The organism is Actinomadura sp. NPDC000600, from assembly GCF_040492135.1.
GTDB lineage: Bacteria > Actinomycetota > Actinomycetes > Streptosporangiales > Streptosporangiaceae > Spirillospora.
Map to the genome: position 1 here is coordinate 1 of NZ_JBEUPD010000008.1, position 21,576 is coordinate 21,576.

A 21,576-nucleotide genomic window follows, 5' to 3' on the forward strand; every position below is an offset into this window, starting at 1 on the left:
AGGGTGTGCAGTTCATGCTGGCCGACATGGCGATGCGGCTGGAGGGGGCGCGGCAGCTGACCTACCACGCGGCGATCAAGTCCGAGCGGGCGATGGGCGGGCAGAGCGTTCCGGACCTGACGTTCGTGTCGTCGGCGTGCAAGGCGCTGGCCTCGGACGTGGCGATGGACGTGACCACCGACGCGGTGCAGTTGCTGGGCGGGTACGGGTACACGCGCGAGTTCCCGGTCGAGCGGATGATGCGCGACGCCAAGATCACCCAGATCTACGAGGGCACCAACCAGATCCAGCGCATGGTCATGGCCCGCCAGCTCCTCAAGTAGCGCGCTCCCGAAGCAGCGCGGTCCCGAAGCAACGCGGTCCCGAAGCAACGCGTCCTCGAAGCGGCGCGGCCTTGAAGCGGTGCGCGGGACTGCCGTCGGGGCGGGCCGTGCGGCCCGCCCCCTCGGCTTCGGCTCGCCGGTGCGAGCGGCCGGAAGTGGGCGAAGGGGGCCGCCTGGTCACCCTCGACGACGTCGGCTCAACCGTGATGCGCGTGGCCGTCGCCATGTCGAGAGAACTTCACCCAGTTGCCAGCGTGACATGTTCCCACTCGTTGTAGTTCTGGATTAGTTCATCGAGCTTGTTGCGAACGAGCTCGAGTCCGTAGCTGCCTACTGCGAGGCGCAGCGGAGGGTTGTCTGTGCCGACGACATCGGCCACAGCGGACATCGACTTGACCAGGTCGCCACGGCGCGCGCCCGCTGAGAAGTCCGCCATTGCCCGGCGGGCCCCGTCATAGTCGGCAAGTTGAGGATTGGTCGACAGATTGTCGAAGAACGGCGTGGTGAATCCGACAGGCTCAATAATGGTGACGTCGATCCCAATGGGCTCAAGTTCCTTGCCAAGTCCCTCTGAGAGCCCTTCCAGTGCGAACTTCGAGCTGGTGTAGGCCGTCATCGTGGGGAGGCTCACGTGGCCTCCCATCGACGAGGTGTTGAGGATGTGCCCTTCTCGTCGCTCGCGCATCTGCGGGAGGACTGCGTCGATGACCCGGACGACCCCGAACACGTTGGTTTCGTACTGGGCCCGCCAGCGTTCAAGGCTGACCTCTTCCAGCGTCCCGGTCTCTGCATATCCGGCGTTGTTGATCAACGCGTCGATCGGCCCGAACCTGTCGTTTGCTTCTTCGACCGCAGTTCGAACCGACTCGTCGTCGGTCACGTCCGCACGAATAACTTGTACCGCGTCCAGCGCGGCGAACGCACGGTCGGCCTTGCCTGGGTCTCGCATCGTCGCCGCGACATTCCAGCCTCGAGCTGCGAGCTGATGAACAAGTTCACGGCCCATCCCGGTTGAGCTTCCGGTGATGAAAACTGTGCGGCCGTTCTCCTGGCCGACGGTCAGCTTGGTCATGGTGAGGCTCCTCAGCTCGTGGGCGGGTGGTGGATCAAGTGTTCGGGCCTCGCAAGGCGCCGAGCATCAGTCGAATGACTGCACCGGATTCGAGAGGTACCTCGTCCGACAGGCCACAGCAGGGACGGGTGTTGACCAGCAGCCCCCCAACGCCAGGAGAGGTACTCGATGAACAGGCCGCCGACGATGACGCCCACGCTGGCGCCCGCACCGATGACCGCGCTGTAGATCGCGATCGCCCGGGTGCGCTCGACGGGGCTGGGAAAGCTCGTGACCAGCAGGGCGAGGGTGGACGGGATCGCGAAGACGACCGCCCTCCGGCGTGACGTGTGCATGGATGAGATGCGTGCTCCGTCGGGGTAGCGGGGGGTGCTGCCAAGATCACCCAGATCTACGAGGGCACCAACCAGATCCAGCGCATGGTCATGGCCCGCCAGCTCCTCAAGTGGTGGCCGGCGGCGCCGGTGGCGATGACTGACCTTCGCCCGTAGCGGGAAGAGGTCGGCCGAGGGGGTGGCTCATGACCGAACAGAGGCCCGTGCCCGGCATCGACACGAGCGTCCCGCACGTGGCGCGCATCTGGAACTACTGGCTGGGCGGCAAGGACAACTACCGGGTGGACCGCGAGGTCGGGGACCAGATCCTCGGGATGCTGCCGGACGTCGCCCGGCTGGCGCGCGCCTCCCGGCTGTTCCTGAACCGGGTGGTGTGGCACCTGGCCGCCGAGGCCGGGATCCGCCAGTTCGTCGACATCGGCACGGGGCTGCCGACGGTGGACAACACCCATGAGGTCGCGCAGCGCGCCGCGCCCGAGGCGAGGATCGTCTACGTCGACAACGACCCCCTGGTCCTGGAGCACGCGAAGGGCCTGCTCACCAGCACGCCCGAGGGGAGGACCGCCTACATCCACGCGGACGTGCGCGAGCCCGACGCGATTCTGGAGGGCGCCGCTGAGACGCTCGACCTCGCGAAGCCGGTCGCGTTCACGCTGATGGGCATCCTGGAGTTCGTCCCGGACAACGACCAGGCGTACGGGATCGTCCGCAGGCTCATGGAGGCGGTGCCCTCCGGCAGCTACTTCGCCATGTACGACGGGACGAACGTCGTGCACGGCGAGGCGTCCGACCGCATCGTGGACGTCTGGAACGCCTCGGGCAACGCGCACCTCCGGCTTCGGACCCCCGAGGAGATCGCGCACTTCTTCGACGGGCTGGAACTGGTGGAGCCGGGCGTCGTCCCGGTGACGCACTGGCGCCCCGACACGACGACCGAGCCGGAGGCCGTGGACGCCTACGGCGCCGTGGGCCGCAAGCCCTAGGAATCCCCGGAGCAGGCCCCGATGAGCGGAAACGAGTTCGTCTACACCACCTACGTCAAGACCACTCCAGAGCGGCTCTGGGAGGCGCTCACCGACCCCGCGTTCACCCGCCGCTACTGGGGCGTCGCCTTCGAGACCGACTGGAAGCCCGGGTCCGCCATCACCTGGCACGACGAGGGCGCGACGATGTCCGGCCCCGAGCAGGTCGTCCTCGAAGCCGAGCCGGGCCGGCGCCTCTCCTACACCTGGCACACCTTCACGCCGGAGTGGGCGCGGTCCGCCGGCGTGGACGAGGAGACCCGGGCCATGCTGCTCCGGGAACCCCGCTCCACGGTGGCCTTCGAACTCGAACCCGCCGGGGAGACGGTGAAGCTGACCGTGGTCCACGAGGGCGGGGAGGTCCTGCTCGGCATGTCGCGGCAGGGCTGGCCGCTCGTCCTGTCCGGCCTCAAGACCCTCCTGGAGACCGGAGCTCCGCTCCCCGCCACGTGACCGGTCTCGTGGGCCGCCTCGGCCTGTGCGCCGCCGTCCGCAGCGGAACGGTCCACCGATGCCCGGCCCGTCACATGAGCATGCTGCTGCCGCCGGACTCCTCTTCGCCGTCGGTGGTGTGCTCCAGCTCCAGGTACTCGTCGTCGGGCCAGAGCTCGTCGGCCACGAAGGCGAGGTACTCCTCGTCGTCCGGGTCCAGCTCGGCGGTCATGGACTCCGGGTGCCCCGGGGGCTCGGCGGCCGGGGGAGGGACCGCGACGGGAGACGGCGTCTCGGGAGCGAACCGCCGCGGCTCCGCGGCGCATCGCGGCGGCATGGGGTGGAGGAGGTTCGGCAGGAAAAGGCCGAACAGGGCGACCAGGGACGCGAGGACCAGGACTGTGACCACACCACACCGTCCTTTCGCGGTCGAGTTCCGCACGATTGTTGCGTAAGTAGCAAAACAGTTGAACGCTACCGGGATCGCCCGCCGGATGGGAGCCCGACATGCGAACCCGCCGGAGACGAAGAGGCCGTGGAGTCTCCCGCGGGCGCGCGCGAGCCGGCGAGGATCACCTGGGTTCACCCCGCCCGGTCGATCACCTCTCCAAGGCTGACGCGATCCGCGCGCAGCGGAGCCGCGACACGCGGGCTTGCGGCGCACGCTGCCAGGCTTTGGTGTGAGGGATGGAATCCGGTGGTGGTCGGCTCACGCGGGCGCGGAAAAGTGGCCTCGGCATGGGCTGCGACGGAGATAACGGCACCGGCGTCCCGGTGGGCGCCGTAGCGGCGCGGTGGGGGACGAGCGCCGGTTCATCGGGCCGGTGGGGCGGGCCTGCGGCGGGCGGCGGTCCTGTGCGGGGCCGGACGGCCAGTGGCCCGATGTGCGGGCCCGGGGCGGCCTGGGCGGCGGAGGAGGAGCTCACCCGGCGTCGGAGAGGACCGGCACTGCCGTCGGACGGCCGTGCCGGGTCGGGCCGCGCGGCTAGGCGGCCGTGATGGGGCGGTGTGGGTCGATGACGCGGCCGTCGGGAAGCAGCTCGCCGGTGTCGTCGAAGACGACGACGCCGTTGCAGAGCAGGTTCCAGCCCTGCTCGGGGTGGGCGGCGATGATGCGCGCGGCCTCGCGGTCGAGGTCGTCCGGCTGCGGACAGGGCGGCTCGTGCGTGCAGACGGTGTGGTGTTCGGCGGTCACTGGCTCCTCCAGGTGTCCCACGTGATTAAGGGACATAAAGCAGCCTGCCGCGCGGCGTCCGAAATATGCAAGTGGATGACGGATTTTTTACCCTCGAACACGTGTGAACGCCCCCAAGCTCGGGCAATCAGGGGCGATTCACCGCAAGATGCCACCATCCGGTTCGTCGCCGTGGTCCACGTCCAGGCCGACGACGGCCGTGCAGCCCGTGCAGATCCACTCGGCGATGACGGCCTCGGAGTTGGTGCCGTGCGTCCGGTAGGGGCGCTCGACGGCGCGGCGCCGCATCCCGTGGCCGCAGGACGAGTGCAGGAGCCTGCCGCAGGCGGGGCATGGCCAGACGTCCTCGCGCCGCAGGTCGCACCGGGGGCACAGCGGCGACTCGTAGTGCCCCGCCGGCTCGCCGAACTCCAGCTCGACCCGCCACTCGTGCTCCAGGTCGAGGTACTCGTCGGCCGGCCAGTGGTGGTCGGCCAGCCACGCGAGGTACTCCTCGTCCCCCGGGTCGAGGACGGCCGTCAGCGACTCGGGGTGCTGGTCGTCCGAACGGTCTCGGCTGCGGCCGCGCCGCGCGGTGGCCAGCAGCGTCAGCAGGCCCAGGAGCGCGGCCGCGGCCAGGCCTGTCGCCAGGGGCATCGCGGCGTCCTCAAATGATCTTGTGGCGGGGAAGTCCGATCATGAATGCACTTCACAAAACGCTGCGAACGCTACAAGAAAGGCTCAACAACGGAAAAGTCGATCTAAAAGATCCTTTACTGTGATCATGACCGGACCGGAGTCCGAAACCGGCGGCGGGGCCGTCCGTAACCGCACGGCCTGCGGGAACCGGGCCTCCGAGCCTCCTCCGCGCGCGGCCGGCGGCGGACCCGGTTTCACTCTCCGCTGAATCGGTCGATCAGTCCTTCCGCCCCAGCACGGCGACCATCTGGGTGTGCAGCGGGTGCTCCAGAGGTCCGGTGGGCCCGGCGGGCCGCCACTCGGTCACGTGGGCCACTCCCGGCTCCAGGATCGTGAGGCCCTCCATGAACCGCTCGATCTCGGAGGAGTGCCGGAAGTAGGACCCGCCGAGCCCCGACTGCAGGACGCGCTTGGCCTCCTCGACGCGCGGGTCGTCCCCCGCGTCGTGCAGGTGGGTGAGCACGACGTGGCTGCCCGGCGCCAGGAACTCGTGGAGCGCCCGGACGACGCCCGCCGGGTCGCGCTCGTCCGGCACATGATGGATGATCGCCGCCAGCACGACCCCCACCGGACGCGACAGGTCGAGCAGCGCCGTCAGCGCGGGGTCGGTGAAGATTTTCCGCGGCTCGTACAGGTCGCCCTGGATGAACGTGGCGACGCCGGTCTCGGTCAGCAGCGCCCGCCCGTGCGCCAGCACGATCGGGTCGTTGTCGACGTACACCACCCGCGCGTCCGGGTTGGCCGCCCGGGCGAACTGGTGGACGTTCGAGGCCGTGGGGAGCCCCGAGCCGATGTCGACGAACTGGTCGATCCCGAGATCGCGGGCCATGTAGGTGACCGCCCGCTCGATGGCGACCCGGTTGCCCTGCGCCACGACGGGGGCCTCCGGCACGAGCTGCATCACCATGTCGGCCACCTCGCGGTCGGCGGCGAAGTTGTCCTTGCCGCCGAGGAAGTAGTCGTACACGCGCGCGAACGTGGGCGTGGTGGGGTCGATGCCCGCAGGCGCGTTCTCGGGGAGGTCGTCGGCCACGTGTGCGGCTCCTTCTGTTGTGCACCCGGGTGCCCGCGGGGCGGTGACGTGATCGACTAGCTTAGGCCGATCCGCCCTGCCCGTCAGCCGATCCGCGCTGCCCGCCGGCCGTTCCGCCGCGGCGTCCCCGCCGTCCCGCGGTCCGCGGATTCTCGCGGACCCTCCCTGGAAAATCGGACTAACGGCTACAAATCGGGTACATCCCGGTCGTACCCATCGTGGACACCCGTGACGTCCGAGGACGGGGGCGACGAGCACGGGCCGCCGCTCCGGGCGCCTGCGAGCCGACTCTCTACCCGGAAGGAGAGGACATGGCGGACACCAACCGAGGCGTCGTGTACCAGGGGCCGGGCGAGGTCACGGTCGAGGACCTGGACTTCCCCAAGCTCGAACTGGCCGAACAGGGCGGGCGCAAGCTGGAGCACGGCGTCATCCTGAAGGTGCTGGCCACCAACATCTGCGGTTCCGACCAGCACATGGTGCGCGGCCGGACGACCGCGCCGGCCGGGCTCACGCTCGGCCACGAGATCACCGGTGAGGTGATCGAGACAGGCAGGGACGTCGAGTTCATCAAGGAGGGCGACCTCGTCAGCGTCCCGTTCAACATCGCGTGCGGCCGCTGCCGCAACTGCAAGGAGCGCAACACCGGCGTGTGCGAGAACGTCAACCGGGAACGGCCGGGCGCCGCCTACGGGTACGTCGACATGGGCGGCTGGCACGGCGGCCAGGCCGAGTACGCCGTCGTCCCGTACGCCGACTTCAACCTGCTCAAGTTCCCGGGCGACCGCGACACCGTGATGGAGAAGCTGCCCGACCTGGCGATGCTGTCGGACATCTTCCCGACCGGGTACCACGGCGCCTACACCGCCGGCGTCACGACCGGTTCGACCGTGTACGTGGCGGGCGCGGGACCGGTCGGCCTCGCGTCCGCGACCGCCTGCCTGCTGCTCGGCGCCGCCGTCGTGATCGTCGGCGACATGAACGAGCAGCGGCTGGCGCAGGCCCGCGGCTTCGGCTGCGAGACCATCGACCTGTCGGAGCACGGCGACGTGGGCGCGCAGATCGAGCAGATCCTCGGCGTTCCCGAGGTGGACGCCGCCGTCGACTGCGTCGGGTTCGAGGCGCGCGGCCAGGGGCACGAGGGGGCGGGCACGGAGCAGCCGGCGACCGTCCTCAACACGCTCATGGACGTCACCCGCACCGCCGCCGGGCTCGGCATCCCCGGCCTGTACGTCACCGGTGACCCGGGCGCGTCGGACGAGAACGCGAAGGAGGGCCGGCTCGGGCTGCGGATCGGCCTCGGCTGGGCCAAGTCGCAGTACTTCGTCACGGGCCAGTGCCCGGTGATGAAGTACAACCGGCAGCTGATGATGGCGATCCTGCACGACCGGGTCCAGGTCGCCCGGAACGTCAACGCGTCGGTCATCCCGCTCGACGAGGCTCCGCAGGGCTACGCCGAGTTCGACCGGGGCGCGGCGCGCAAGTACGTCCTCGACCCGCACGGCACGCTGGGGGCCGCGGCCTGAGCCCGCCCTCGGTCTAGCGCACGCCTGAACGGGCGAAGGCGGTGATCCGTCGTCAGGGCGGATCACCGCCTTCGCCTTCCCGGCGCGGCAGGGGTGCGGTTTTCCGCAGGGGAGCGGTGCGGCGTGCGGCCGGACGGGTCGGCGGTGCGCTCCATGGTGGCGGGACGCCGCGGTTCCTAGCGTCGTGTACATGATCGAGACGATGTACGCGGCCTCCGGGAGCGAGCCCGCGGGGGGTGTCGCGGGGTGGGCGACCGACCTCATGGACAAGCTGGGCGCGCCGGGGGCGGGGCTGGCGATCGCGCTGGAGAACCTGTTCCCGCCGCTGCCGAGCGAGGTGATCCTCCCGCTGGCGGGGTTCGCGGCCGCGCAGGGCCGCATGAGCCTGGTGGCGGCGCTCGCGTGGACGACGGCCGGCAGCGTGGCCGGGGCGCTGGCCCTGTACGGGATCGGGGCGCTCATCGGACGGGACCGGATCCGCTCGCTGGTGGCCCGGCTGCCGCTGCTGAAGCTCGACGACCTCGACCGGACGGAGGCGTGGTTCGCCCGGCACGGGACCAAGGCGGTGTTCTTCGGCCGGTTGGTCCCGATCTTCCGCAGCCTGATCTCCGTCCCGGCCGGGGTCGAGCGGATGCGCATGCGGGTGTTCCTGCTTTGCACCGCCCTCGGCAGCCTGCTGTGGAACACGGCGTTCGTACTGGCCGGATACGGGCTCGGGGACAACTGGCGGACGGTCGAGGAGTTCGTCGGGGCCTACTCCAAGGCCGTGCTCGCGCTGGCCGGACTGGCCGCGCTGGCGTTCGCCGCCGTACGTATCGTGAAGGCGCGCGGGTCCTCGCGGCGGCCGGGGGCCGGGGCCCACCGAGCGGAGGCGAGAGAACTCGAACGTGATCGCAACTTCTGAGGCGCGGCGCGGCGGGACGCGCCCGGTGGGCCGGGCCGCGGCCGGCCTGCTGCTCGGCGCGGCCACCGCCGGAGCGGAACTGGTGCTGCTGGCGGTGGCCGCGCTCCTGATGGCGTACTCGATGGCGTTCTCGCGCGGGCGGCGGAAGGTCCCCTCGGCCGTCGCGGACGGCGCCGAACTCCTGGCCGAACTGGAGCTGTGGCGGCTCCGGGTGTTCCTCGGCGAGGACCGGGCCGTCCGGTACGGGCCGCTGAAGGCGCTCGCGTACCTCGTGCTGCGGGTGCCGGTGGGGCTGCTCGGCGGCGTCATCCTGCTGCTGGTCGGCTACGGGGCGGCGGCCGCGGTCCGGCTCGCGGTCGGCTGGTGGATCACAGGCGACCACATGGACGGCATCCCGCCGAGCTGGTGGATCGTCCTCTACGTCGCCGCCGCGGGCCTGGTGCTGCTCTTCCTCGCCGTCCAAGGCCTGGTCGGGGTCGCGGCGATGGAGCGGAGCGTGGCCAGGCGCTGCCTCGGGCCGAGCCCGCTGGAGGAGTACGAGCGCCGGATCGCGCAGCTGTCGGTGACGCGGGCGCAGGTGGTGGACGCGGTGGACGACGAGCGCCGCCGCATCGAGCGGGACCTGCACGACGGCGTCCAGCAGCGGCTCGTGGCGCTCGGCATGCTGATCGGCCGGGCACGCCGCGCCGGGGACGGGGACCGGGCGTCGGAGCTGCTGAGGCAGGCGCACGAGGAGTCGCAGCGGGCGCTGGCGGACCTGCGGGAGGTCACCTGGCGGGTCTACCCCGCCGCGCTGGACGGCGAGGGGCTGCGGGCGGCGCTGGAGACGGTGGCCGAGCGGTCCGCGCTGCCGGTGGCGATCGACTACGACGTCCCGGTCCGGGCCCCGCACGCGGTGGAGACCGCCGCCTACTTCGTCGTCTGCGAGGCCGTCACGAACGCCGCGAAGCACTCGGGCGCCTCGGCGGTGCGGGTGGCCGTCCAGCACCGGCAGGCGGGTTCCGCGACAATGATCGGCGTGCGCATCGAGGACGACGGAGGCGGGGGAGCCGACCCCGCGGGCGGCGGGCTCGCCGGGCTGGCCCGCCGGGTCGCCGCCCTGGACGGGACGTTCGCCGTGGACAGCCCGCGCGGCGGCCCGACCGTGATCACTGCGGAGCTGCCGTGCGGGTGATGCTGGCCGAGGACTCCACGCTGCTGCGCGAGGGCCTGGTGCGGCTGCTCGCCGAGGAGGGCCACCGGGTGGACGCGGCGGTCGGCGACGGCGACGCGCTGGTCGAGGCGGTGGCCGGCGGCCCGCCCGACGTGGTGGTCGTGGACGTCCGGATGCCGCCGACCCACACCGACGAGGGCCTGCGCGCCGCCCTGGAGATCCGGCGGCGCTGGCCGGACGTCGGGGTGCTCGTCCTGTCGCAGTACGTGGAGAAGCGCTACGCGGCCGAGCTGATCACCGCCGACACCGCCGGCGTCGGGTACCTGCTGAAGGACCGGGTGGCGCAGGTCGACGAGTTCCTCGACGCCCTGGAGCGCGTCGGCGCGGGCGGCGCCGCGTTCGACCCGGAGGTGGTGCGCCGGCTGCTCGCCGCGCACGGCGCGCGGAGCGACCCGCTGGCGCGGCTCACCCCGCGCGAGCGGGAGGTCCTCGACACGATGGCGCAGGGGCACGCCAACGCCTCGATCGCCGCCCACCTCCACATCTCGCAGAGCGCCGTCGAGAAGCACGTCAACGCGATCTTCGACAAGCTCGACCTGTCGCACACGACCGGCTACAGCCGCCGCGTCCTCGCCGTCCTGCGGTACCTGGGGTCCTGACGGCGGCCGGTCGGAGGAGGGCCGCGGCGCCCTACTCGATCCCCTCGGCGATCCGCACCGCCATCGCCATGATGGTGAGCTGAGGGTTCACCTCGGGGCAGGTCGGCAGGACCGACGCGTCGGCCACGTGCACGCCCCGCACGCCCCGCAGCCGTCCGGACGGGTCCACCGGCGCCCGCGCCGCGTCGCCGCCCAGCTTCACCGTCCCGGTCGGGTGGAACCCGGCCAGGTGCAGGTCGGCGGCGGGCGCCATCGCCACGGCGCGGACGAGTTCGGCCTCGTCCCGGGCGACCGGGCCGCGCGGCAGGCCGGTGAGGACCTCCTCGGCTCCGGCCGCGAACAGGATCCGGCCCATCGCGACGAGCGCCCGCCGCAGCCGGGCCGCGTCTTCGCGGGCCAGGTCGTAGCGGACGAGCGCGCGGTGCCGGGCGCCGTGCACGCGCCCGGACGGGGCGTCGGCGATCATCGCGCCGAGCACGGCGAGGCGGTCGGCGTCCTCCAGCGCGCGGCGCAGCGCCCGTCCCGCGCCCGGCAGCGGGAACGAGCTCATGCCGGGCGGGCTCGCCGTCGCCTCGATGAGGATGCCGTCGCCGTGCAGCTCCTCGACGCCGACGCTCTGCATCACCCCCGACCACGACACGACCGGCTCGGCGAAACGCCCGGCGATGTTGGTCGCGGGGTGGACGGCCATCCCGCGTCCCACCCCGGGATGCCCGCCGAGTCCCGACCGCCGCAGGAGCAGGGGCGTCTCCGTGGCGCCGGCCGCGACGACGACGCGGGGCGAGAGGATCTCGAAGGCCGTGCCGTCCGGGCGGCGCGCGCGCACGCCGGTGGCCGTGCCGCGCTCGACGAGGATTCGTTCGACCCGGGCGTGGGAGACGATCCGCGTCCCCGCCTCGCACGCCTGGGGGAGCGCGTTCAGGTGGACGCCGTACTTGGCGTTGTGCGGGCAGCCGGCGGCGCACTGCCCGCTGCCCACGCAGTCGGGCGCGTTGCGGCGCAGCGGCCCCGCGCGCCAGCCGAGCCGCTGCGCGCCCTCCAGGGCGAGCAGCCCGTTGCGGCCGAGGGGGCCGAGCGGCTGCCGCGCGACCCGCAGCGTGGCCTCGACCTCGTCGAGCCGGCCGCCGAAGTCCTCGACCGGGACGCCGAGCCCCGCCCACCGCCGCAGGACGCGGTCCGGCGTCCGGTAGCAGGTGCCGCTGTTGACGACGGTCGTCCCGCCGACCGCCCTGCCCTGGGGCAGCAGCACGGGCGGGCGGCCGAGCGCGACGGTGGAGCCGCCGTCCCGGTACAGGTCGAGGAAGCGGTCGAGCGGCGGGCGGTCGCGGAACTCGGCGACCGTGAACCGCCGCCCCTCCTCCAGGACGACCACCGACAGGCCCCGCCGGGCAAGGGCCCGCGCCGCCATCGCGCCGCCCGCGCCCGACCCGATCACGACGGCGTCGGCGGTCGAGCACGCGGGCCAGCCGCCGGACGGCGTGCAGTCCAGCGGCGCGTCGGGCCGCGGGTCGCCGGCCGCCGGGGGGAGCGGCAGCAGCTCGGTGCCGGCGGCGAGCAGCAGCGGGATCTTCAGCGCCTCGACGAGCCGCGCCGCCGGCTCGCGGGAGGTCAGCAGGGCGCAGAACGCGTCCCGGCGGTCGGCGTCCAGGCCGTCCAGCGGGTGCCCGGTGGCGAGCCGGGAGAGCGCGTCCAGCGTGCCCGCGCCGGCGCGCAGCCCGAGCCGCGCGGGCGCCGGGAGCGCCCGGCCGATGGCCTCCGCTCGGGCCGAGACCCGGGCGAGGTCGCCGGCGTCCTCGATGCCGAGCAGCGCCGCGACCGTTCCGGTCATCGCGCTCACCGCAGCCCCACCTCCGCGTGCCCGGTGCCGTCCAGCCGCCACTCGCGCTCGGTCTCCCAGCCGCGTCCCGACCGCCGGGCCAGGACGATCCGGACGTCGGCGCGCTCGGAGTTGTGGCAGACGGCCGGGGCGCCGTCCGGATCGGCGTAGTCGACCGAGACGGTCTCCCCGGGCGGCAGCGCCACCCTGACGTGGACGGCCCGGTCCCCGATGCGGCCCCGCACGGTCCAGACCGGCAGGCCGATGTCGGCGCGCAGCCGCAGCGCCGCGAGCAGCGGGTCGCCGGAGGCCAGGTCGGCGCCGTCCACCCGGAGCCGGAGGAACGGCAGCGGGGGGAGCCGGTTCATCCCCGGCCGCGTCGAGACGGCGGCCACGATCTCGCACACGTCGCCGCCGCCGAGGTCGGCGTGCAGCCACGCCCACCGGCGCGCGTTCCCGTGCCCGTAGATGCGGGCGGACGCGCCCGGCGCCGCGGCGAGTTCGAGGGTGCGGCCGCCGAACCGGACCACGCCGTCGTACGCCGCGGCCGGCCTCGGGACGATCTGCGCCGCCGGGAGCAGCTCCGACTCCCATGCCCAGCGCGGGAACGTGTAGAGGGGCGGCCCGCCGCCCGACTCGCGCAGATCCCAGGTGAGGTCTCCGGCGGTCCCGGTGAGCCGGCCGTCCGCCTGCACGACGGGCCCGGCGGAGAACGCCGCGTCCTCCGGAGGGCTCCACTCCCGCGGGCCGAACCGCGCGAGGACCGGCGCCTCCCCGGGCGGGAAGACGGCGGCCCAGCCGTGCGCCCGCGCCGCGCCCGCCGCCCGGTCCCCGGTCGGCCCGTCCCCGGTCGGCGCGTGCTTGGCCGGGGCGCCCAGCTCGTGGTGGATCCAGACGCCGGTTCCGGTGGCCGGATCGGTCAGCGTCGTGTACCAGACCTCCAGCCGCCCGGCCTGGCCGCGCCAGCGCGACCGCATCGGATCGGGCCCGGGGAACCGGAAGCCGCCGAGGAAGCGGGCGAGGTCGCGGCGCAGGCGGAAGCGCAGCCGCGCCTCACCGACCACGGCCCCGTCCTCGTCGGTCACCGTGAGCGGCAGGAACGTCATCGACCGGACGGGGCGCCGCGGGGTGACGGTCTTCCAGCCGTCCAGGCGCAGCCGCCGCCCGTCGCCGGCGGTGAAGCCGAGCGTGTAGCGGATCCGTCGCGCCGCGATCGGCGCCACCCGCAGCCGCCCCGCCGCCGCGGGGTCGTCCGCCCAGTCCGGCACGTGGACGCGGCCGGCCAGCGTCCCCTCCGCGTCCCCCCAGGGCCGCAGGACGCCCGGCAGGTCGGCGGTCAGCTCCAGCCGCATCGGGCGGTCGCGGTCCTCTCCGGCGAGCCGCAGGGACCCCTCCATCACCTCGCTGAAGACCGTGCGCCGCGCGCTCACCGCGCACCCCGCATGATCGACTCGGTCTCGGTGAAGTACGCGCCGGCCGCCGCGCGCGCCCGCGCGGCGTCGCCGTCGCACAGGGCGTCGACCAGGGGCGCGAGCCGGCCGGCGGCGGCCGGCGGGTCGGCGAACGCGTGCGTGAAGCCCTCCCGGACGGCGAGGTAGGCGTTCAGCAGGGCGTTGACCATGAACCCGTAGACCCGGTTGCCGGTGGCCGCCGCGATGACCCGGTGGACCTCGCACTCGGCGAGCTGCGCCTCCTCGGCCCCGGCGGCGTCCCGCACCTGCCCGGCGAGCTCCCGCAGCCGGGCCCGCTGCTCGCCGGTCGCGTGCACCGCCGCCTTGGCCGCGACCTGCGCGCCGACCTCGCGCCGCACCTCGAAGATCTCCGCCATCCAGGCCGTCCCGACCGTGCTGACCAGCATCGGCAGCAGTTCGGGGCCGCCCAGCCGCTCGTAGTCGCGGACCCGCGTCCCCACGCCGTGCCGCGTCTCCAGCAGCCCGGCCTGCGCGAGCCGGACGATGGCGTGCTTCAGCGACGTCCGGGTTACCGCGTAGCCGGCCGCGAGGTCCCGCTCGGGCGGCAGGTAGGAGCCGGGCGGGTAGCGGCCGCTCAGCACGTCGTCGCGCAGGCGGTCGACGAGCGCGTCCACGACCGTGTCGCGGGGGATCGGGGAGGACGGCACCGAGAACCTCCAGAGGATGAGTGGATGAGCCACTGGACCACGCGGGCGGCCCTGCCGTCAAGACCGTGGCAGGGTGGGAGGCATCACGGGAGGGGGACGGCACATGGTCGGCACGCTCGACTGGGGCCCGGCGGACGAACGGCTCGACCTGCTGGCGGACCCGGTGGCCGCGGCGATCGGCGGCCTGCCCGGCGCGGAGGCCGCCGAGATCGATCCCGACCTCGCCGACACGGCGGCGTTCTGCGAGCGCTACGGCGTCCCCCTCGACGCCAGCGCCAACTGCGTGGTCGTCGCGGCCAAGCGCGGCGGCGAGGTCTCGTACGCCGCCTGCATGGTGCTGGCGACCGGCCGCGCGGACGTGAACGGCGTGGTCCGCAAGCACCTGGGCGCCCGGAAGGCCTCCTTCGCGCCGATGGCCGACGCCACGTCCCTGACCGGCATGGAGTACGGCGGCATCACCCCGGTCGGCCTCCCCGCGGGGTGGCCGATCCTCGTGGACGAGGCCGTGGCCGCCTCCCCGCACGTCGTCATCGGCAGCGGCCTGCGCAAATCCAAGATCCTCCTGCCGGGCGGGGCCCTCGCCGGGCTCCCGGGCGCGGAGGTCATGGCCCTGGCGCAGTGAGCGGTCCCCGCACGGGAGCCGCTACCTTGCCGTAATGCCCTCCGCGATCCTGCGCAGCGCCCTCGCCGATCCCGGTCTCCGCCCGCTGCCGGAGCGGGCCGCCCGCCTTCTGGAGGACCTCGACGCGCCGCCGCGCCTGGCCGCCCACCTGCGGGCCGTCCACGACGTGGCCGCCGAACTGGTCGAGTGGGCCCGCGAGCGCCACCCGGGACTCGCCGTGGACGCGGAGGCCGTGCTGTTCGGCGCGGCCACCCACGACATCGGCAAGGTGCTGCACCCCGCCGAGCTGTCCGGCCCGGGCGCCGAGCACGAGCGCGCCGGGCACGCCCTCCTCCGGGAGCGGGGCGTCGAGGAGCGGCTGGCCCGCTTCGCCCGCACGCACGCCTCCTGGGACGGCCTCGGCGTCGGCATCGACGACCTGCTCGTCAGCCTCGCGGACAAGGTCTGGAAGGCCAAGCGCGTCCCCGACCTCGAACAGCGCGTCGTGGAGGCGCTCGCCGCCGCGTCCGGCGCGGAGGAATGGCAGGTCTTCATGGACCTCGACGACGTCTGCGACCGGCTCGCCGCGGGGGCCGACCGGCGCCTGGCCTTCCAGTCGGCCTACCCCGTGGGCGGGACCGAGTCGACGGCGTAGCGGACGCCGCCGACGGCCTCGGCCCGGTCGAGCAGGGCCCGGTTGGCGGCGAGCATCGCGGCGACCGACGCGCAGCCCGGTGAGGCGGTGCGCAGCACGCTGAACAGGACGGGATCGGCGGGCGCCGCCAGCATCGGGACGCGGCCGACCCGCAGCGCCTTGACGAGGATCACGCCGCTGAGGCCGAGATCCGCGGTGGTCATTCCGGCGACCGTCTCCTCGATCACCGCCGCGGCGGCGGGGCCGGGCAGGAAGACCATGCCCCACGGGTGCGGGCGCGCCCACTCGCCGAGCGCGACGAGCTCCGCCACGTCGGGACGCAGCCGGTCGGCGAAGTCGGCGTAGGAGAGCTCCTCGGTCTCCGTGGTGCCGGGAGGCGGTTCGCCCGGTCCGTACAGGACGGCCTTGGCCTCGTACGCCCAGCCGGCCTCCGAGGGCTTGACCTGGCCCGAGATGTGCTCGGCCGGGGTCTCGCGCTGGACGCGCAGGAGGGCCGCGGCGTCCCGGCACCGGACCGTGCAGGACAGCACCCGCTCCGGCGCCGGGACGAGCCGCAGCGTCGCCCCGGTGATCACGCCGTGCCGGCCGAGCCCGCCGCGGACCGCGTCGAAGACGTCCGGGCGGACGTCCGGCGAGCAGGCGACGGGCTCCCCGTCCACGACGACGTCCAGGGCGAGGACGTTGTCGGCCTGCGTCCCGTACCGGTGGGAGGTCCCGCCGACGCCGCCCGCCGAGATCGTCCCGCCGACCGTGACGTCGAGGTGGTCGGTCAGAACGGGCGGGGTGAACCCGAGCGGCAGGGTCGCGGCGAGGACGGCGCGCCAGCTCGTCCCGGCGCCGACCACCGCGCGGTCGGGGCCGACCTCGTGCACGCCCGCGAGCCCGCTCAGGTCGACCGAGACGCCCGAGGTGAGCGACTGCCCGTAGGTGGAGTGTCCGAGGCCCCGCGGCACCGCTTCGAGGCCGTGCGCGGCGGCCTCGCGGACCGCCGACGCCGCCTCCCGGGCCGTGGCCGGCCGGACGGTCCGCGCGGGCGTGCGTTCGACGATCCCCCCGAAGTCGCGCATGCAGTGATTTTAGTTGGCATGAAAACAGTCTTGAGGTTTCTAGATGGTCTGAATTTGAATCACTCTGCCCGCGTCCCCCGGGACGCTCGAACCTCCGACCGAAGGAGATGGGGAATGCTCCCACCCCGCCGCCACCCCGCACTGCCCGACGCCGGCCTGCTGATCGGCCGGATCGCGGTCGGGGTGGTCTTCGTCGCGCACGGCTGGCAGAAGCTCACCGACGAGGGCCACGCCGCCGTCACCCGCTCGTTCGACCACCTCGGCATCCCGCTGCCGGGCCTCGCCGCCGTCTACGGAACCTGGGTCGAGCTGCTCGGCGGCCTCGCGCTCATCGCCGGCGTCCTGGTGCCGCTCGCGGGCGTCCTCATCGCCCTCGACATGGCCGGGGCCTTCTGGTACGTCCACATGGGCAAGGGCCTGTTCAACCAGGAGGGCGGCTACGAGTACGTGATGGTCCTCGGCGCCGCCTGCCTCCTCCTGGCCTTCACCGGCGCCGGACGGTTCTCCCTGGACGCCGTCCTGTGGGGGCGCCGCGGTCGCGAGGAAGTCCCTGCCCGGCGCTCCGTGAACGCCTGATCCACCGGGCCCCCGCGGCCGCGCGGGGGCCCACGACTGTGATCTGGGTAACTTTCGCCGCGCGCGGCGCCGGACGGCGTGACCGCGGCGTCAACAGCGGTCACCTGCCGGGAAAGGAATATGGCCCGCTCCAATCCGCCGTCCGCGCCGCCCCGGCCGTCTGACATCCCCCTTTGCGGGCATCGGGTCCTTTACGTCGAAGTGACAAGATGTTCCCGATGACCGTTTCTGGGCATGAGTGAGCGCTGAGAGTTCCCTGGAGAGGCGGGTCGCAGAGTGTCGCGCGGTAGTGAGTTCGTTGTGGTGGCCAATCGGTTGCCGGTGGACCGGAACGTCGGAGCCGACGGCGTGCCGCGCTGGCGGCGCAGCCCTGGCGGGCTGGTCAGCGCGATCGCCCCGGTGATGAGGCGCAGGCAGGGCACGTGGATCGGCTGGACGGGCGCGCCGGACGAGGAGCTGGAGCCGTTCGAGGAGGACGGCATGTCGCTGCATCCCATCGCGCAGTCCGCGCAGGAGGTCGAGCTCTACTACGAGGGGTTCTCGAACGCCACGCTGTGGCCCCTCTACCACGACGTCGTCGCCCCGCCCGTCTACGACCGGGCCATGTGGGACGCCTACGTCCGCGTCAACCGGCGCTTCGCCGAGGCGGCGGCGAAGGTCGCCGCGAAGAACGCCATCGTCTGGGTGCAGGACTACCAGCTCCAGCTCGTCCCGCAGATGCTCCGCGAGCTGCGCCCCGACCTGCGCATCGGCTTCTTCCTCCACATCCCCTTCCCGCCGGTGGAGCTGTTCTGGCAGCTGCCGTGGCGGCGGCGGATCCTGGAGGGGCTGCTCGGCGCCGACCTGGTCGGATTCCAGCTCCCCGGGGCGGCGGCCAACTTCGTGCGGCTCTGCCGGCGGCTCCTGGACGCCCGCTTCCTCAAGCAGGACGTCTTCTGGGACGACCGCGTCGTGCGGGCCCGCGCGTTCCCCATCTCGGTGGACGTGGGCGAGCTGCACGACCTGGTCGGCCGCGAGGACGTCCAGGAGCGCGCGCAGGAGATCCGCACCGACCTCGGCGACGCGACCGTGCTGCTGGGCGTCGACCGGCTCGACTACACCAAGGGCATCACGCAGCGGCTCCAGGCGTTCGGGGAGCTGGTCGAGGAGGGCCACATCAAGCCCGGCCAGGCCGTCTTCGTGCAGATCGCGACGCCGAGCCGGGAGCGCGTCGAGCAGTACCAGCTGCTCCGCGAGGAGATCGAGCAGCTCGTCGGCCGGATCAACGGGGAGCACGGCGAGATCGGGTTTCCGGTCATCCATTACCTGCACAGCTCGTACGACCGCGCCGAGCTGACCGCGCTGTACCTCGCGGCGGACGTGATGGTGGTGACCCCGCTGCGCGACGGCATGAACCTGGTCGCCAAGGAGTACGTGGCCTGCCGCAAGGACCTGCGGGGCGCGCTCGTGCTCAGCGAGTTCACCGGGGCCGCCGCCGAGCTGAAGCGCGGTGCCTTCCAGGTCAACCCCTACGACATCGACGGCCTGAAGAGCACCCTGATGGCCGCGCTGAACGCCGAGCCCGCCGAGCAGGCGCGGCGGATGCGCGCCATGCGCCGCCGCGTCATCGAGCACGACGTGGACCGGTGGGCCCAGGCGTTCCTCAGCGAGCTGGAGAACCCCGCCCGGCCGGCTCCGGCCGAGCAGACTACCGCTGTGCTGGAGGGCTGAGGCGCAGGTCGAAGGCGGCCCAGACGGCCTTCCCCCCGGTCGCGAGGCGCGCCCAGCCCCAGGAGTCGCTGACCGCGCCGACGACGACGAGGCCGCGGCCGCCCTCCGCGCACCGGTCGGGCTCGCCCGGTACCGGCTCGGGCGCGCCCGAGCCCGGGTCGGTCACCGACACGACCAGCCGCCTCGGGTGGCCGATCAGGACGAGCTGGATCGGGCACAGCGGCAGCGGCTGGGGGATGCCCTCCAGGCCGTGCCGCAGCGCGTTGGTCACCAGCTCCGACACGGCGACGACCACGTCCCCGGCGTCGTCGGCCAGGTCCCACGCGTCCAGCGTGACCTGGGTGAACTCGCGCGCCGACCGGGGCGCGGTGATCTCGGCGGGGAGCACCCGCCGGGCCGTGCGGGGGGTGCCCGCGTGCGGGGCCGGCCAGAGCCCGGCGAGGCCGGGGACGGCGGCCGGGACGCGCGCGGCCTGCTCGGGGACGTTCGGGCCGAGCGGCATCGGCGGGGCGTCGGGCCAGGGCGTGCGGACGGCCGAGACGTGCCGCGGCCGCGCGCCCCCCATGGCGGCGTGGGCTGCGACGTCGTCTGCCTGGTCAACGGTCATGGTCAAACCTCAGAGGCGTGCGGGTTGGTCACCGGCGAGCGTTCGCTATCTTGCTCCCCAAGTCGTGCAGATGCAAGGCCGTCTGCATGAACGAATGCAAGAACGAATGCACGTGCATCTCGTACCATGGTGTGGGGTGGGGCGAGATCGCGGTCTCCCGGGACAGGGAGGCCGAGACGCCTAGAGGGGGCATTGATGGACGGCCACCACCAGATGTCGGACGTCCGGCGCAACGGGCTCGTCTGGCAGAAGAGCCGGCGGAGCAACCCGTCCGGGAACTGCGTCGAGATGGCGGAACTCCCCACCGGGGAGATCGCCGTGCGCAACTCCAGGGACCCCGAGGGAGCGATCCTCGTCTACACGCGCGAGGAGGTGGAGGCGTTCGTCGGGGGAGCCAAGGACGGTGACTTCGACCACATCCTCATCTGACCCGACGGCAAACCGAACGGGATTCCATTTACCGGTCCGGCCAGGTAGGTTGCGGCCATGCATCTGGGGCAGATCGCCGCTCGGACGCCCGACAAGCCCGCCGTGGTCATGGCGGGCTCCGGGCGGGTCGTCACCTTCCGCGAACTGAACGAGGAGTCCAACCGGCTCGCGCAGCTGCTCCGTGCGGAGGGGCTGCGGCCGGGGGACCACATCGCGTTCATGATGGAGAACCATCCGCTCTACCTGGCCGTCGCCTGGGCCGCCCAGCGGTCCGGGCTCTACTACACCGCCATCAGCTCGCGGCTCCAGGCCGACGAGCTCGCCTACATCGCGGGCAACTGCGAGGCGAAGGCCTTCATCACCAGCGCCGCCACTGAGGTGGCGGCGCAGTCGCCGCCGGACGTGCCGCTGCGCCTGATGCTCGACGGCACGGCGCCCGGCTACGACTCCTACGAGGAGCGCGTCGCCCAGCACCCGCCCACGCCGATCGAGGACGAGTGCGAGGGCATGGACATGCTCTACTCGTCCGGCACGACCGGCCGCCCCAAGGGCGTGAAGCCGCCCCTGTCGAAGGCGCCGATGGGCGAGGCCGGGCCGCTGTACCAGCTCCTGGCGTTCCTCTTCCAGCCCGACGCCGACTCCGTCTACCTCTCCCCGGCGCCGCTGTACCATGCCGCGCCGCTGAGGTACTCGCTCAACTTCCACCGGTTCGGCGCCACCGTCGTGGTGATGGAGAAGTTCGACGCCGAGCAGGCGCTCGCCGCCATCGAGAAGTACCGCGTCACGCACAGCCAGTGGGTGCCGACCATGTTCATCCGGATGCTGAAGCTGCCGGAGGAGACCCGCGCCCGCTACGACGTGTCGTCGCTGCGCTGCGCGGTGCACGCCGCCGCGCCCTGCCCCGTGCCCGTCAAGGAGCAGATGATCGCCTGGTGGGGGCCGATCCTGCACGAGTACTACGCCGGCACCGAGGGCAACTGCTTCGTGTACACGAACTCCGAGGACTGGCTGGCGCACAAGGGCACGGTCGGCCGGCCCATCCTGGGCGAGGTCCACGTCTGCGACGAGGACGGCAGGGAACTGCCGCCCGGGGAGCCGGGCACGCTCTACTTCGGCAACGGCCCCGTGTTCGAGTACCACGCCGACGAGGCGAAGACCGCCGCGTCCCGCGACCCCTGGGGGCACGGCTGGACGACCCTCGGCGACGTCGGCCACGTGGACGAGGACGGCTTCCTCTACCTGACCGACCGCCGCGCCTACATGATCATCAGCGGCGGGGTGAACATCTACCCGCAGGAGGCCGAGAACGTCCTCGCGGTGCACCCGAAGGTCGCCGACGTCGCGGTGTTCGGCGTCCCGGACGCCGAGATGGGGGAGGCGGTCAAGGCCGTCGTCCAGCCGCTGTCCATGGACGACGCCGGCCCCGGGCTGGAGGCCGAGCTGATCGCGTACTGCCGCGACCGGCTCGCCCACTACAAGTGCCCGCGCTCGGTCGACTTCCGCGCCGAGCTGCCCCGGCACCCCACGGGCAAGCTCTACAAGCGGCTCCTGAAGGACGAGTACTGGGCGCACGCGCGCCCTGCCACGGCCTGAGAGCGCCCTGAACGGCCAAACCCCGGCCGGGGCCCCCTTGGGGGTCGGCCGGGGTTTGGAACGCGCCAGGG

The 21,576-nt window shown here is 73.0% G+C and carries 23 protein-coding genes; 13 read left to right on the forward strand and 10 right to left on the reverse strand.

The features are described 5' to 3' along the window. The coding region (locus ABWI07_RS13935; protein WP_353818761.1) for an acyl-CoA dehydrogenase family protein at positions 1 to 323 on the forward strand (323 nt) is incomplete at its 5' end. Between the two features lie 238 nt (positions 324 to 561). Here the strand turns inward: ABWI07_RS13935 and ABWI07_RS13940 are convergent. Continuing rightward, a complete protein-coding gene (locus ABWI07_RS13940) occupies positions 562 to 1,395 on the reverse strand; it encodes an SDR family NAD(P)-dependent oxidoreductase (RefSeq protein WP_353818762.1) in 834 nt (277 codons plus the stop codon). Between the two features lie 520 nt (positions 1,396 to 1,915). On the opposite strand from ABWI07_RS13940, the gene ABWI07_RS13945 reads away from it, so the two are divergent. Both ABWI07_RS13945 and ABWI07_RS13950 read left to right on the forward strand, forming a co-directional pair. Beyond that, positions 1,916 to 2,713: an SAM-dependent methyltransferase gene (locus tag ABWI07_RS13945; protein ID WP_149257141.1), complete on the forward strand. Its 798-nt coding sequence runs from the start codon at positions 1,916 to 1,918 to the stop codon at positions 2,711 to 2,713. A 21-nt stretch (positions 2,714 to 2,734) separates the two neighbouring features. Next, positions 2,735 to 3,205: an SRPBCC family protein gene (locus ABWI07_RS13950; RefSeq protein WP_149257140.1), complete on the forward strand. Its 471-nt coding sequence runs from the start codon at positions 2,735 to 2,737 to the stop codon at positions 3,203 to 3,205. A 70-nt stretch (positions 3,206 to 3,275) separates the two neighbouring features. Here ABWI07_RS13950 and ABWI07_RS13955 read toward each other — a convergent pair whose 3' ends face one another. From ABWI07_RS13955 to ABWI07_RS13970, 4 genes are all read right to left on the reverse strand, one after another. Further along, the gene (locus ABWI07_RS13955; RefSeq protein WP_149257139.1) at positions 3,276 to 3,593 is read right to left on the reverse strand and encodes a hypothetical protein; all 318 of its coding nucleotides are present in this window, start codon (positions 3,591 to 3,593) and stop codon (positions 3,276 to 3,278) included. A 576-nt stretch (positions 3,594 to 4,169) separates the two neighbouring features. After that, the gene (locus ABWI07_RS13960) at positions 4,170 to 4,379 is read right to left on the reverse strand and encodes a DUF5999 family protein (protein ID WP_235036514.1); all 210 of its coding nucleotides are present in this window, start codon (positions 4,377 to 4,379) and stop codon (positions 4,170 to 4,172) included. 138 nt (positions 4,380 to 4,517) lie between these two features. Further along, positions 4,518 to 5,015: a hypothetical protein gene (locus ABWI07_RS13965; protein WP_200841650.1), complete on the reverse strand. Its 498-nt coding sequence runs from the start codon at positions 5,013 to 5,015 to the stop codon at positions 4,518 to 4,520. Between the two features lie 259 nt (positions 5,016 to 5,274). Next, a complete protein-coding gene (locus tag ABWI07_RS13970; protein WP_149257137.1) occupies positions 5,275 to 6,090 on the reverse strand; it encodes an SAM-dependent methyltransferase in 816 nt (271 codons plus the stop codon). Between the two features lie 311 nt (positions 6,091 to 6,401). Between ABWI07_RS13970 and fdhA the strand changes: the two genes are divergently transcribed. From fdhA to ABWI07_RS13990, 4 genes are all read left to right on the forward strand, one after another. Beyond that, entirely contained in the window at positions 6,402 to 7,616 is a 1,215-nt protein-coding gene (gene fdhA, locus ABWI07_RS13975) for a formaldehyde dehydrogenase, glutathione-independent (RefSeq protein WP_353818763.1), read from the forward strand. 190 nt (positions 7,617 to 7,806) lie between these two features. After that, positions 7,807 to 8,520 carry a DedA family protein gene (locus ABWI07_RS13980; protein WP_149257135.1) on the forward strand — a complete coding sequence of 238 codons (714 nt, stop codon included), beginning with the start codon at positions 7,807 to 7,809 and terminating at the stop codon, positions 8,518 to 8,520. Further along, positions 8,504 to 9,694: a sensor histidine kinase gene (locus ABWI07_RS13985; RefSeq protein ID WP_235036513.1), complete on the forward strand. Its 1,191-nt coding sequence runs from the start codon at positions 8,504 to 8,506 to the stop codon at positions 9,692 to 9,694. Before ABWI07_RS13980 ends, ABWI07_RS13985 begins: the two co-directional genes overlap by 17 nt. Next, entirely contained in the window at positions 9,685 to 10,332 is a 648-nt protein-coding gene (locus tag ABWI07_RS13990; protein ID WP_149257134.1) for a response regulator, read from the forward strand. The genes ABWI07_RS13985 and ABWI07_RS13990 overlap by 10 nt, the downstream gene beginning before the upstream one ends. A gap of 31 nt (positions 10,333 to 10,363) precedes the next feature. Here the strand turns inward: ABWI07_RS13990 and ABWI07_RS13995 are convergent, their stop codons facing one another. Genes ABWI07_RS13995 through ABWI07_RS14005 form a run of 3 tightly spaced genes read right to left on the reverse strand, consistent with a single transcriptional unit; the run spans position 10,364 to position 14,267 of the window. Next, on the reverse strand, positions 10,364 to 12,160 hold the full coding sequence (locus tag ABWI07_RS13995; protein ID WP_353818904.1) for a GMC family oxidoreductase: 1,797 nt from the start codon (positions 12,158 to 12,160) through the stop codon (positions 10,364 to 10,366). 5 nt (positions 12,161 to 12,165) lie between these two features. After that, the gene (locus ABWI07_RS14000; protein ID WP_353818764.1) at positions 12,166 to 13,578 is read right to left on the reverse strand and encodes a tocopherol cyclase family protein; all 1,413 of its coding nucleotides are present in this window, start codon (positions 13,576 to 13,578) and stop codon (positions 12,166 to 12,168) included. After that, entirely contained in the window at positions 13,575 to 14,267 is a 693-nt protein-coding gene (locus tag ABWI07_RS14005) for a FadR/GntR family transcriptional regulator (protein WP_200841647.1), read from the reverse strand. The genes ABWI07_RS14000 and ABWI07_RS14005 overlap by 4 nt, the downstream gene beginning before the upstream one ends. Before the next feature lie 103 nt (positions 14,268 to 14,370). Here ABWI07_RS14005 and ABWI07_RS14010 point away from each other — a divergent pair, with 103 nt between their 5' ends. Both ABWI07_RS14010 and ABWI07_RS14015 read left to right on the forward strand, forming a co-directional pair. Continuing rightward, entirely contained in the window at positions 14,371 to 14,889 is a 519-nt protein-coding gene (locus ABWI07_RS14010; RefSeq protein ID WP_353818905.1) for a YbaK/EbsC family protein, read from the forward strand. Positions 14,890 to 14,923: 34 nt separating this feature from the next. Further along, positions 14,924 to 15,523, forward strand: a complete 600-nt coding sequence (locus ABWI07_RS14015) for an HDIG domain-containing metalloprotein (RefSeq protein ID WP_353818765.1) — start codon at positions 14,924 to 14,926, stop codon at positions 15,521 to 15,523. Here the strand turns inward: ABWI07_RS14015 and ABWI07_RS14020 are convergent. Next, positions 15,490 to 16,590, reverse strand: coding sequence for an FAD-binding protein (locus ABWI07_RS14020; protein WP_353818766.1), 1,101 nt, complete (start codon positions 16,588 to 16,590; stop codon positions 15,490 to 15,492). The genes ABWI07_RS14015 and ABWI07_RS14020 overlap by 34 nt on opposite strands. Positions 16,591 to 16,704: 114 nt before the next feature. Between ABWI07_RS14020 and ABWI07_RS14025 the strand changes: the two genes are divergently transcribed. Together ABWI07_RS14025 and ABWI07_RS14030 are read left to right on the forward strand one after the other, a co-directional pair. Beyond that, complete coding sequence (locus tag ABWI07_RS14025; protein WP_353818767.1) at positions 16,705 to 17,166, forward strand: DoxX family protein; 462 nt, start codon at positions 16,705 to 16,707, stop codon at positions 17,164 to 17,166. A gap of 303 nt (positions 17,167 to 17,469) precedes the next feature. Further along, positions 17,470 to 18,876 carry an alpha,alpha-trehalose-phosphate synthase (UDP-forming) gene (locus ABWI07_RS14030; protein WP_502912822.1) on the forward strand — a complete coding sequence of 469 codons (1,407 nt, stop codon included), beginning with the start codon at positions 17,470 to 17,472 and terminating at the stop codon, positions 18,874 to 18,876. Here ABWI07_RS14030 and ABWI07_RS14035 read toward each other — a convergent pair. Further along, complete coding sequence (locus ABWI07_RS14035; RefSeq protein WP_353818768.1) at positions 18,854 to 19,483, reverse strand: ATP-binding protein; 630 nt, start codon at positions 19,481 to 19,483, stop codon at positions 18,854 to 18,856. The two genes, ABWI07_RS14030 and ABWI07_RS14035, sit on opposite strands and share 23 nt — an antisense overlap. 195 nt (positions 19,484 to 19,678) lie before the next feature. Here ABWI07_RS14035 and ABWI07_RS14040 point away from each other — a divergent pair, with 195 nt between their 5' ends. Further along, entirely contained in the window at positions 19,679 to 19,912 is a 234-nt protein-coding gene (locus tag ABWI07_RS14040) for a DUF397 domain-containing protein (protein ID WP_149257128.1), read from the forward strand. Between the two features lie 57 nt (positions 19,913 to 19,969). Next, positions 19,970 to 21,505 carry an acyl-CoA synthetase gene (locus ABWI07_RS14045; RefSeq protein ID WP_353818769.1) on the forward strand — a complete coding sequence of 512 codons (1,536 nt, stop codon included), beginning with the start codon at positions 19,970 to 19,972 and terminating at the stop codon, positions 21,503 to 21,505. Positions 21,506 to 21,576: the final 71 nt, after the last annotated feature.